This window comes from Rhizobium bangladeshense (genome assembly GCF_001662075.1).
Lineage (GTDB): Bacteria > Pseudomonadota > Alphaproteobacteria > Rhizobiales > Rhizobiaceae > Rhizobium > Rhizobium bangladeshense_B.
Genome location: NZ_LYPL01000002.1, coordinates 210,764 through 223,171 on the forward strand (window position 1 = coordinate 210,764; position 12,408 = coordinate 223,171).

Genomic DNA, 12,408 nt, shown 5'->3' on the forward strand with positions numbered 1-12,408 from the left:
GTTACGATGAGCGTCGAAGGCCTGCAGAATCGAGTCGTTGCCATCTTCGAGCGCGCAGGGTTGAACAAGATCCAGGCGGCGGCTCTGGCGCATGTTATCGTGGCCGGAGAACGCGATGCCTGCAAGTCGCACGGAATTTACCGCATCGAGGGTGCGCTGCGCACGGTAAAGGCCGGCAAGGTGAAGCCCGATGCCGTTCCTGCTCTCGCGCCGGATGACGGCAGCGCCATCGTCAGGGTCGATGCGCAGGGCGGTTTCGCCAATGCGGCGTTTGAACTCGGCGTACCCGCACTGGCGGAGCGCGCTAAGCGGCTTGGCATCGCTGCGATGGTCATCAACGATTGCTCGCATTTCTCGGCCCTGTGGCCAGAGGTCGAGGCGGTGACCGCGCACGGTCTGGCAGCATTGGTGATGTGCCCGAGCTACGCAACGGTTGCCCCATCCGGTGGCAGCAAGCCTCTGCTCGGCACCAATCCGTTTGCCTTCGGCTGGCCTCGTAAGGATCAGCCGCCTTATGTGTTCGATTTTGCCACTTCGGTGGCCGCGCGCGGCGAGATCGAACTGTACCGCCGCGCTGGCAAGCAACTGCCGGAAGGTTGGGCGATCGACGCTGCCGGCAACCCAACCACTGACCCGGTTGCTGCGCTCGAAGGTGCAATGATGCCTTTCGGTGGCCACAAGGGGTCCGCCATCGCCACCATGATAGAGTTGCTCGCCGGCATCATGATCGGCGATCTCACCAGCCCCGAGGTTCTAGACTACCTCGGCACGACGACCTTGGCGCCGTTCCATGGCGAACTGATCATTGCAATGTCGCCCGAAGCCTTCGCCAGAGGCCGCCCCGGCGATCCGTTCGCGCGCGCCGAAGTGCTCTTCGAAACGATCGTCGGACAAGGTGCGCGGCTTCCGTCGCAGCGCCGCTTCGCCGCGCGCATCCAATCGGAAGCCAAAGGTATCAGCCTGACCGCAGCTGAGATTACCCAACTGGATGCGCTGTTGGCGGGCTGACTGCTCAAAAGCGCTCGCGTCAAACGGACTAGGGCAATCTGTGCGAATAGCCCGAGAGGTGAACATACCGGCCGCAACCGATCATTTCTTCACCGCCACCATAAAAATTCGCGGGAACTGCAGCAGCACCCGCCCGTCCGACAGCTTCGGATAGGCCCTTTCCACCCGTTCCAGGTAATCGGCCAGGAAAGCCTCGCGATGTCTTTCGCCGGCATGGGCGAGATAGGGCATCAGCCCGGTTCCCTTGACCCATTCGACGATCGCCGCAGCGTCGGCCATCGGATGATTGTAGATGGTGTGCCAGATATCGATGCGCGCCGCCTTGGCAATCAGCCTGGAGTAATAGGTGGACGGCGGTGCCAGCGGCTGGCGACGCACGCTCTTTGCTTCGAAAGCGGCCTTCCAGGGGCCGGCATGGGCGGTTTCTTCCATCGCCAGATGCAAGGGTTCGCCGAGATTGTCGGGCATCTGCACGGCAAGAACGCCGCCTTCGGAAAGGCCGTCCATCAGCCGCTCGAAAATGTCGAGGTGATTGGGAAGCCACTGGAAGACGGCATTGGCAAAGAGCAGGTCGGCGGGCTCTGTCGGCTGCCAGCTGCCGAGATCGGCCTCGACGAAGGCGGAGCCGGGAAGCCGCTTGCGGGCCGCCTCCAGCATATTGACGTCGCTGTCGAGGCCGGAGACGCCTTCGGCGCCATATCGTTCGATGATGAGTTCGGTCGAATTGCCAGGCCCGCAGCCGAGGTCGACGGCGCGGCCGACGCTCCGCAGCGGCACCTGGGCCAGAAGGTCACGCGCCGGTCGCGTGCGCTCGTCCTCGAATTTCACATATTGGCTGGCGGACCATGCCATGGCGGTACCTCCTGATGTCGGGCCACATTTTCCGTGGCGGATGCCGATCATGTCGATGAGGCTCGACGATCACAAGGCGCCGGCTTTCACGCCGCAGACACAAGTATCTTGTCCACGCGCCTGCCGTCGAGATCGATGACTTCAAAGCGCCATCCGTCTCGCGTGAAGCTCTCACCCAGTTCCGGCAGATGTTTCAGTTCTTCCAGCACCAGGCCGGCCACGGTCTGATATTCGAGATCGTCATCGAGCTTGAGATTCAGGAACTCGGCGAATTCGTCGATCGGCGTCCAGCCGGACACAAGGTAGGAGCCGTCATCCCGGCGAGCAATGGCCTGCTCGTCGACGGGTCCCTCCTGCAAAGCGCCCATGATCGCTTCCAGAATGTCGCCCGACGAAACAATTCCCTCGAAATGGCCGTATTCGTCAAAAACCAGCACCATGTGGACCGGCGATTTCCGGATCGCTTCGATCACATGAATGGCGGTTGAAAGGTCTGAAACCACAGGAACGTCTTGCGTTAGGGCCTTGATATCGACGCTGCCGTGTTCGGACATCGAATCGTAGAAATCCTTGACCGGAAGAATGCCGATCACCTCGTCCGAACTGCCCTTGCGAACGGGCAGCCGGGACCGCTTCGTCCGGTGCAACTGTTCGCGAATCTCGTCAAGGCTGTCGTCGATATCGATGATTTCGACGTCGCGCCGAGGCGTCATCAGCGCTCGGGCGGTGCGATCCGCCAGCCGCATGACGCCTGAAATCATCGCCGACTCTTCGCTTTCGATCACGCCGGCGGACTGCGCCTCGGCCAGAACTGTTTTGATCTCCTCGTCGGAGACGTTATCGCCGCTTTTTCCTGTCTGGCCCAGCAGCTTGAGAACCAGGTTTCCGGAGGCGTTCAGAAGCCATACCAGGGGCAAGGCGATTTTTGAAAGCACCGCCATGGCGGGTGCGACCTTCGCCGCGACGGCTTCGGGTTCCCGCAACGCGATCTGCTTTGGCACAAGTTCGCCGACGATGAGCGAAAGATAGGTGATGGCGACGACGACCGAACCGACGCCGACAGCGTCGGCAGCCGCCGATGACATTCCCTGTGCTTCCAGCCATCCGGACAGACGGCCGCCGAGGGTGGCCCCTGAGAAGGCGCCTGAGAGAACGCCGACCAGCGTGATGCCGATCTGAACCGTGGAGAGAAAGCGGCCGGGGTGTTCGGCAAGTTTGATGGCCTGGGCCGCACCCTTGCTGCCATTGTCGGAGAGAACCTTCAGGCGAGCTGTCCGAGACGACACGACGGCGAGCTCAGACATGGCGAGCACACCATTCAGGATGGTGAGAAACGCCACAATTCCAATTTCCAGAAACACAGGGACCCTATTCGTTGAGGTTGTAATGCCGCAGTCGGGAGGCGACGCAGCGAGGCGCGCGACGAGACGCTATATCAAGGCATCGCCTATCGGCAAAACTTTCACAAGCGACCTTCTCTGCGCGAGCCCTGATCGAACCGAGGTGCGGCGGACCTTGTCATGCCGCCTGAAGTGATCGCCGGCATCTTGGGGCGAAATGTCTCGGTTTGAGCGGGCGGAGCTTGTACTGGATGGGTCGCTGTCAGGCATGGCACAATTTTGGCGGTGAAAGGCTTTCGGCGCAAGAGGCGCCGGCGAAAATCCATATAGTGTTTCGATGTGACAGTTTTGAAAATGGGGGCAGCACCGCGTTCAATTTGAGAATTGTGGGGGAAATTCCGGCTATCGCCAATCGACGTACGGCGGCGTAGAGGTGCGGCCGCAATCGCGCCTCTTTCGCATCTGGTGTGCGCCAAAAGCTGGCGATAGCTTTGCCGCCGAGTTCACAAAATCCTATCGTCGGGGAGTCAGGCGCCCTGTCGCCAATTCTGTCCGGCGGCCTTGCCAAAATCGAGGAGAAAGTTCATCGCGCCGGAACGGGCAAGGTCCCTGATTTCGGGGAGCGAGCGATTGGGCGTCAACAGGTTTCGACGATCCTTGCCATTGCCAGTGCGGCCGCGTCCACGACCGCAGGGATGAGATCAGCCGCATCTGGGCGACCAGTGCATAAAGCAGCACCGAAGTCCGAACGTGCAAGACTTTTGGCTGGCAGCAGGCCGCTTAGAATTGGTCATCCAGACAGCTTCGAGCGGAACTAGGTGCAAGCCGCGGCACCACGTGCCGCTCGCCGTCAAGGGAGGACGGTGCGAGCTTTTGGAAGGCTATACCAATAGATAGCATTCCTGATTCCAATGCATCTCTTCATCGGCGGGTACAAAAATGCTCTATTGTGAGCGCCTTCTTAAAGGCAACGAGCCGCCTAACTCTTTGTGGTGCAACGGTTCCTTTACCATCCGCTGAATGCGGGCCCTCTTCCTCTGCCGAGCTGGCGACTGGCGTCACGAGCCTCGCAGATGTCCAAGAGCCGCCGGGCAGTCATGTCTTTTAGACCGCTCAAGATTGGCGAAAGTCGTTACCACACGGAGGCCGTTCACGATGGCAGCGCAGAGATATAGCTGTTGCAAGAACCTCAATATTTACTGGACTGTGTTCGATAAGGTCATCGGCCAGCCGGCCATCATCGATGGTTTTGTCATGGACATGCTCACCGCCGAGGAGGCCGAAAACTTGGTCGATCTACTAAATCGTGGCAACCAAGAGAACCTCTGGAGTTTTGCCGAACGATGTTAGAAGCAATGGTCGATGACCGGCGTGCTCGCATGGCGCTCCGACAGACTGAAAACGTTGATCTCGACGTCTTTTGACAAGTGCGTTCATTTGGACGCTGAAACTGAATTCGCTGTGGAGAATGCAGCCGTCGTTTGGATGATCATCAAAATTGGCGTTGGCGTGACTGAGCACGGCAAACCCAGGGTTCCCAACCCACTGCCAAGGCCCTATCTGCGTCCGAAAGCGCGTAACTTTTTCGCTTTCGGTTGCGGTGGCATCTGCTATCCAATTTCGGATAATCCCTCTCATTCGGCCGTTGGGCGATGCATCGATATGCTTGGACCTCAATTCCCTCGGCCAAGAATATCGAGGGCGTCCTGGAATCTAAGGGCGGCCAGCGCCTTCGTTGCCTCGTCGGCCGGCCATCCGGCTTCCATTGCCGCCGACAGCAGGGTGGCGTCGGTGTGAAGCTCAAGTCTCTCGTAGAGGGGCTCAAGCGCTTCTCGGGCGGTAACAACGTGCTCGCCTGGAGGCGTGATAGGAGTCGGAGATACCGTCGGCATTCTGCGTCCCTTCCTAACGGTTTTGGAACCTGAAAATTGGCCATCGTTCCAACGTCGGTGAATGGCTGCCGACGCCGATGCCAACATGACCAGCCTGAGGGAGCCAGCACTCATGAGCAAAAGGTAAAACAAGCAGCGTAGATCCGCCATCATACTTGCGTATGCGCAAGTTATACGGAGGCAGCATCAGGCGGGCTCCTAGGGAGCTATGCTCGGCTCGGCCGAGGGCATTCTCATCGGCAAGGAGCGGGTGGTGTCTGATTTTCGGCAGCAGGCCCGACGTGAGCCTCCTAAACCCCTGTATAAGGCATCCCCCTCTCTTCGCTACCCGATCCTTCCCCAAGATTAATAGCAGGTCGAGTAGGGTACTGTTACGGTCAAGGTGCTTTCTCCCGCGCGGCAATGTCATCAGGCGCGCGAAGGAGTTCATCACGCCTCGTGATGCCAGCATCAAGAACAGACTTGAGGCCGGTTCGCCAACGATAGGTGGCCGGCGAGCCGATGGGGCGGACCGTTTGCCTCTTCGCTCCTCCGCGTTCTTTCTAAGGATTGACACCATGACACATGACCTCCACCGCATCCAAATCGAGCTGGTCCCATTGACGCTTTTTCCCAGCGCATATGGGGAAGCCGGACCTTGGGCTCCGGGCTCTCCGCTCCACATGCCGCCAGACATTTCATCACGGCCGACGACAGACTTGGAGGCTCATTTGATGATGTTTTCCGTCATGCCGCGCAAAACGATCGAGTGTCCCTGGGGACAAGCTTTGCACGCCTCGAGATCTGTCTTTACCCTATACGTTACTGGAACCCAGTTCAGTCTTTTTTGCTACTCCGCCGGGCTTGTCCGTCTCCTCGACGACCTCGGGAATCTCACCCCATCGGTAATTTCCGCGACCATGCATTGAGCCCGAGCCGCGTCTTGGATCCAGAATTGAGGATCATCGAGCTTGGTGCCCGGCAGCTGGTGCAGACATGTTGATGCTCTCCACCACCCCATCGGCCCGATCGCGGCGTCGTAAAGGTGAATCCAGCTCCGGCACCTCGTTCGTCTCGTGATGGAGACGAGAGACCCTTCCTAAGGCCTTCAGACTTCTCAGAGACTTACTTTCTACGAGTTCTTCAGCCGGGTGCTGGTCTTACACAGTTTCCCAACACCGCCATTTCGTCGGCTGGCGTTGCGCCTCCCATGGTCTCATCTCGTTGGAGAGGCAGGCTGAACAGAAACAGTGCCCCACGAGGGTCATTGGCGGTGGCCCACATTTGGCCTCCATGAGCCTCGATGATCGAACGGCAGATCGCCAGGCCCATACCCATGCCGCTGGATTTTGTCGTGTAGAAGGCCTCAAAAAGACGGTCCATGGTCTGCGGGTCCAGGCCTGGACCCGTGTCGCGTACCCCGACGACCACACCTCCTGAGGCCCCTGTCTCCGTACTGATCAGCAACTCGCGCTCTTCCGCATCGATGTCGCTCATTGCCTCGATGGCGTTCATGATTAGATTAAGGACCACCTGTTGCACCTGGACGCGATCTCCTTCCACGGACGGGAGGCTCGTCGCGAATTCGGTCTGCAGCGTGATGCCTTGCCGGAGCACTTCACTGCCGGTCAAGGCAATCACGTGATGAATGGCTTCATTGAGGTCGAACTGCCCCTTGCGAGGGGGCTCCTTCTTGACCAAGGCGCGGATCCGGCCAATGACATCGCCGGCTCGATTGGCGTTATCGACGATCCGGCCGAGCGCCTGAGCCACTTCCTCCAGATTCGGCGGATGGCTACCGAGCCAACGCAAGGCCGCCTGGGCGTTGGTGAGCGAAGCGGCGAGCGGTTGATTGACTTCATGGGCGATGGATGCTGTGAGCTGCCCCATTGTGGCGACGCGATTTGCATGGGCCAGTTGCCGCAGCGCCTCGCGCAGGGCTCCCTCGCTCTCCCTTAACGCCTCTTCCGCCTGCCGGCGCTCCGTCAAATCGAGGACGAAAGAGACACCTTCGTTCCTGCTTTCTTCTAATAGGGCACTGCCGATCAGCACGGGCAGACGGCTGCCATCTTTCCGAAAGTACTCCTTCTCGAACGGTTGGACTGCCCCGATCAACTTCAGCTCTGCGATGGTCCGTGCGTCGCGGTCGCGCCATTCGGCTGGCGTCAGTTCCGTCCAACATAGCCGACCAGAGGCAAGATCCTCTCGGTCGTATCCCACCATGCGGAGGAACGCATCGTTGGCCTCAAGAATGCGACCTTCGATATCCCAGATAACGATTCCGATGATGTTGGCCCTGACCAGGCGACGGATCCTGGCTTCGCGTTCAGCGAGATCGCTGTACAACCGGGTATTCTCCAGTGAGATTGCCGCCTGAGAGGCGAGCAGCTTCAGCACCGCGATCCTGGCCGGCGCGAAGACCCGAGGGGCGAGGTTGTTTTCGAGATAGAGTACCCCGGCAATTTGTCCCTGATTGAGCAACGGCACACAGAGAATAGAACGAGTACGGTGCTGACAAATGTAGGGGTCCGCGGAAAATGGATTCTGAGCTATGGCGTCGTCGAGAACCACGCTTTCGCTTGTGCGCAAGACATAATGAAGGAGCGATTGCGGCAGGATGATCCCTGTCACGATCTCGTCACGCATCTGCACCACGACCGTTTCGCCGCCTGTCGTGGCTTCTGCCGTGATCCGTGACTCACCGCCACGCGGCAGGATCAACAAGCCGCGCTCGGCGCCCGCCTGCTCAACGGCGGTGCGCAAGACAGTGTCGATCAGCTTTTGAAGCACAATCTCGCCCGACACAGCTTGCGAGATTTTGATAACGGTTGCGAGATCGAGTTGTTCGACCGGTGCGCCGATGGTGGTTGTCGGAGAGGGAGCGCGCTCTTCCCCTCTCAGATCAGGATAAAGTTGGTCAAGTTGCCGCACTTTACCGTCGGCGCCCCAGCGCCGATAGCAGCCACGCGCATTGCGGAGATAGAGACCTGTGAAATCCTCGAAGCCTCCCTGCGCATAAAAGCGGGCGGCGAGTTCATATGCGAGGGCTTCGTGATGAACGAAGCCGTTTGCGCGCGCCGAGCGGATCGCTTGTTCGTAAAGACGCACCGCGTCGATTTCGCGCCCTTCGAGGCGTGCTATTTCGGCGCCGACCAGCGCGGCTCGGTTCTCGAAGTTCTCCGGGCAATTCTTCGCATAGATCTGAAGCTGTCGGTGGTGGGCAACCAGAGCCTCCGTATGCCGCGCCCGCGGCTCAGCCACAGCATAGTCGCAGCATGCGGCGCGGGCCAACGCACCGTAGAAATGATGCTCCGGCGTTTCCTCGAAATGGGACACCGATGTCCATGGCAGCCTCTGCGCCCGCAATGAGGCATCGACCGCCGCCTCATAATCGCCGGCAAAGAACCGCGCCTGCAGTTTTCTGACAAAGTAACAGGTTTCCGCAAGATTCGGATTCTCGGAAAACCGATGTTCGATCTCACGTTCGTCAAATCCGTCGTCGTCAAAGGAGCCGAATTTTCGGGTCGACCCGCGCAGTGTCCGGACGAGTCCGAGCTGCGCGCTGGCGAGGTCTACTACAAACTGGAACCGCACCTCCCGCGCGAACGCGAGGCCAATCTCCGCTTGGCGTTGCACTTCCATAAGCGGATCGCCAGCCGCCAGCAGGTTCGAGTTCAAACTGACATGGCTGTATCCGGCGAACGTGAGGTCGCCGCTCTGGTTGGCGATGTCAAGCGCTCGCCGCAAGATCTCGCGGCCGGTTCGGACGTGTCTCGTCCACGGTATGACGTGAGCCCCGAAGTCTTTGTAAGTCCTGGCCTGAAAGCGCTTCAGGTCATGCTTTTCGACCAGACGGCAGCCTAGCTGACCAAACCGGAATCCAGCCTCATAGTCGCCGAAGCGCGGTCCGGCAATATAGCCAAGCGACACATAATGGTAGCACGAGCCGTCGCTGTTGCCTCGCTCGAGGCTCAGGTTCACAGCCAGGCAGATTGCCATGCAAGCCAGATTCGCATCTGTATGCCATACCGCCCCAACGAGCCGGGTGAGAATATCCAGCGTCGAGGAGGATGCTGGGTCGCTCATCAACGGCAGATCAATGAGTTCCTCGATCGCGCGGCTCCCGAGTTGCGACCATATTCGGTCGTATTCTCGTTGAACCTCCTCGTCGGCCGGATGCGGCGCCCAGTCGATTCCGAGATGTTGCCTCACATGGTCGAGACCGACCGCGGCCGACCTGCCGGTCTGACCGAGCGCAGCATAGAGATCGATTCGCAGGCAGGCGACAGCAGCCTGGTCGTCGGAGCAGACAGCACGATTGGAAAGCTGTGCTAATCGCTCTTCCGCGTCCGGCAGCGCGCCAAGGTGGAATTCGCATTCGGCTCGGTTCAGCTCAAGCGCGAAGGTCAGCTGGCGCTGGCGCTCCCACGCGTCTTCCGGCAGCAGCGTCGTGCCTGCAACAAAATAGTTGAGTGCCGAGGCGTATGCCGTCGACGCCGCTGCGCGCTTGCCGGCCCGCAGATTGAACTCGGCCAGTTGCTCGCGCTCCTTAGTTGAGGTGATCAGTTCGGCTCCCCGATTGAGCTGGCTGACAATCTCGAAAACATAATCGTCAATCAGCTCCGGCGCAGTTTTCGCCGCAAGCAGCCTCCCAATGCGGAGGTGCAACTCGCCGCGTCGCTCCTCCGGGATTAGCGAATAGGCGGCTTCCTGAACGCGATCGTGGACGAACCGGTATGCGTCTGCCAACCGTTCTAGCAGTTCATGAGCGACGGCAGGCCATAAGGCGCCGGCGACATCTTCCTCCGCTATCCCGAGGATGAGCGAAAGCGTCGCAATATCGGCCATGTTTCCAAGACAGGCGAACTGCTGCAGCGCCTCCCGCGTTTCGGGCGGCTGGCGTTCGAGCTTGCCGACCATGAGGTGCACGACGTTATCGGTGTATCCCTTGGCGTGAATGCGCCCGAGATCCCAGGACCAGCATGCCGCGTCATGATCGAAGGCGAGCATTCCCTCTTCGGCGAGCGAAAATAGGAACTGACGGACGAAGAACGGATTGCCGCCGGTCTTGTCGAGCATCATTTGTGCGAGCGGGGCTACACGATCGGTCTGACAGTGGAGCGTATCTGCAATCAACTGCCGGAGATCGTCTTTACTAAGCGGCGCAAGGGTGATCTCCGCTACCTTGCCGCCGGCGGTTTTGATCGCGTCAAGCTTCCGCATCAGCGGATGGGCGGCGGTGACTTCGTTGTCGCGATAGGCTCCAACCAGCATCAGGTGTTCCAGATCCGGCCGGGTCAAGAGATCTTCAAGCAGATCGAGCGTCGCCGCGTCGAGCCACTGGAGATCGTCGAGGAACAGCGCCAGCGGATGCTCCGGCTGGGCGAAGACACCGATGAACCGCCGGAATACCAGCTCGAAACGCCGTTGCGCCTCCTGCGGCGGAAGTTCGGCGATCGGCGGCTGGTCGCCGATGACGAGCTTCAGCTCGGGGACGAGGTCGACCATCAGCCGTCCGTTCGGTCCAAGGGCCTCCCTTAGCGTCTCGCGCCAGAGTGCCAAATCGGCGTCGCTCTTCGCGAGAAGCTCCCGGACAAGGCTCTGAAACGCCTGCGCCAGGGTTGCATATGGAATATCGCGCTTATACTGATCGAACTTGCCGGACGCAAAAAGGCCGCGCGGCGGCGCCAGAGCTTTGTGGAGTTCATTGACAACCGCCGACTTGCCAATGCCGGAATAGCCAGAGACCAACACCAACTCCGGCGCGCCGCTCGACACCACGCGGTCGCAGGCAGTGAGCAAGATCTCGACCTCGTGCTCTCGCCCGTAAAGCTTCTCGGGAATCAGCAGGCGGTCCGGGATGTCGCGTTCGCCGAGCGGGAATGTGTCAATCCGGTGCTGCATTTCCCATTGGCTGAGACAGTGGCTCAGATCGTGCTCGACGCCGGCTGCCGTCTGGTATCGTTCCTCGGCCGTCTTGGCGAGCAGCTTCATGACGATGGCCGAGACTGCCGGTGAAACATCCGCCACCCGCTCGTTGGGCGGCGTCGGCTGCCGTGCAATGTGGCAATGCACCCATTCCATCGGGTCGGAGGCGGAGAACGGCAGGCTGCCGGTGAGCATTTCGTAGAGCGTCACACCGAGCGCATAAAGGTCGCTGCGAGAATCGATCGAGCGGTTCATGCGCCCGGTCTGCTCGGGGGCCATATAGGCGAGCGTTCCGGTGACCACTTCGGGCGGCTCGTGCGTCTGCCGCTCGCGGGAGAGGCGCGAGGCGATCCCAAAGCCTGTTAGCCGCACCTCGGCGCCCGTGCCCGTTACTAGGATATTGGCCGGTTTGATGTCCTTGTGGACGAGACCGCGCTGATGGGCCCCACGGAGCGCAGCGGCGATGCCGACCCCGAGGCGCAGGAAAAGCTCCGTTTCCATTGCCATTCCGAGCCGCCCGGCGAGCGGCTCGCCGCCCGGATCTTCAAGCACCAGCATGGTCCGGCCGCCTTCGCGCACCAATTCAAGCGGTCGCACCGCCCATGCGCTATCGAGCTCATCCTTCAATCCATATTCATGGTCGAGGCGGTTGAGGTTCGAAGACGCCGGGTATTCGATCGTCGAAAGCACGACCAGTACCGGGTTCCACTTGCCGTCGGCACCCCGGCGCCGTTCCCGGTGGAATACGCGATCACCGTCCTCCCAAAGAACCTCCAAATTCCCATCTCCAGCAACACCGAAGAAAGAGGATGTGCTTGCTTGCCGACTTCGTCATCTCGCCTGTCGCATCTGGCACTGCCACTTTCGTTTCGGGAATCCGTCCGTCAAATTGGCCAAAGCGGGCACATGACGAACCGGACCACTTCCCCCACTTTCTTACCACATCTCGCCTGTTCGTCCCAACAACGAGCGGCCATCACCCACCCGCTCGATACGTGGTCCACCGCTACGAAAAGACCGCCCAACGGCTGCTGGGCGGTCAGGCGGGTCGTGGACCCGCAGAGCTTCGGATGGAGGAGGCGCCGAAGCTTGGTGGTAGCAACGGGGGGATTCGCCGCCTGTCTGTCCCGAGGCAACGTGTAGACTAGCAATGGAAGGGACGACGGGAAATTATACTGTGGTTTCGTCTTGGGCTACTTTGGAATACCGGCACCGATACCCATCAGCGAACTCCGCTCTGCGGTTGACATATCGGCGACGTGATCCGGGGCCCGACAGCGACTGGGCCGACAGTCTCTATCCTAGTCTAACCCAGCAAGTCGGCAGGTGGTACGGCCGCGGTGTCGCCGAAGATAAAAGGCCAGCAAATCGCCAACGTCGGCTTGCTTCGTGCCTGTCGTACCGTCAGT

Annotated in this window: 6 protein-coding genes and 1 pseudogene; 2 read left to right on the forward strand and 5 right to left on the reverse strand. The window is 60.1% G+C overall.

Annotated features, from left to right (window positions below):
- Positions 1-6: 6 nt before the first annotated feature.
- Positions 7-1,008, forward strand: coding sequence for an Ldh family oxidoreductase (locus tag A7X77_RS05000; RefSeq protein ID WP_432431333.1), 1,002 nt, complete (start codon positions 7-9; stop codon positions 1,006-1,008).
- 81 nt (positions 1,009-1,089) lie between these two features.
- On the opposite strand, the gene tam is transcribed toward A7X77_RS05000, so the two are convergent.
- The 3 genes and pseudogenes from tam to A7X77_RS33800 form a co-directional block, all read right to left on the reverse strand.
- Positions 1,090-1,860: a trans-aconitate 2-methyltransferase gene (gene tam, locus A7X77_RS05005; RefSeq protein ID WP_064681906.1), complete on the reverse strand. Its 771-nt coding sequence runs from the start codon at positions 1,858-1,860 to the stop codon at positions 1,090-1,092.
- A gap of 86 nt (positions 1,861-1,946) precedes the next feature.
- A complete protein-coding gene (locus tag A7X77_RS05010; RefSeq protein WP_064681907.1) occupies positions 1,947-3,221 on the reverse strand; it encodes a hemolysin family protein in 1,275 nt (424 codons plus the stop codon).
- 492 nt (positions 3,222-3,713) lie between these two features.
- A pseudogene (locus A7X77_RS33800) lies at positions 3,714-3,938 on the reverse strand (hypothetical protein); the annotation flags it as partial.
- Positions 3,939-4,355: 417 nt separating this feature from the next.
- On the opposite strand from A7X77_RS33800, the gene A7X77_RS05020 reads away from it, so the two are divergent.
- Positions 4,356-4,550 carry a hypothetical protein gene (locus tag A7X77_RS05020; protein WP_064681908.1) on the forward strand — a complete coding sequence of 65 codons (195 nt, stop codon included), beginning with the start codon at positions 4,356-4,358 and terminating at the stop codon, positions 4,548-4,550.
- A 323-nt stretch (positions 4,551-4,873) separates the two neighbouring features.
- On the opposite strand, the gene A7X77_RS05025 is transcribed toward A7X77_RS05020, so the two are convergent.
- Together A7X77_RS05025 and A7X77_RS05040 are read right to left on the reverse strand one after the other, a co-directional pair.
- The gene (locus A7X77_RS05025) at positions 4,874-5,092 is read right to left on the reverse strand and encodes a hypothetical protein (protein WP_064681909.1); all 219 of its coding nucleotides are present in this window, start codon (positions 5,090-5,092) and stop codon (positions 4,874-4,876) included.
- A gap of 1,122 nt (positions 5,093-6,214) precedes the next feature.
- Entirely contained in the window at positions 6,215-11,776 is a 5,562-nt protein-coding gene (locus A7X77_RS05040; RefSeq protein WP_064681911.1) for a trifunctional serine/threonine-protein kinase/ATP-binding protein/sensor histidine kinase, read from the reverse strand.
- Positions 11,777-12,408: the final 632 nt, after the last annotated feature.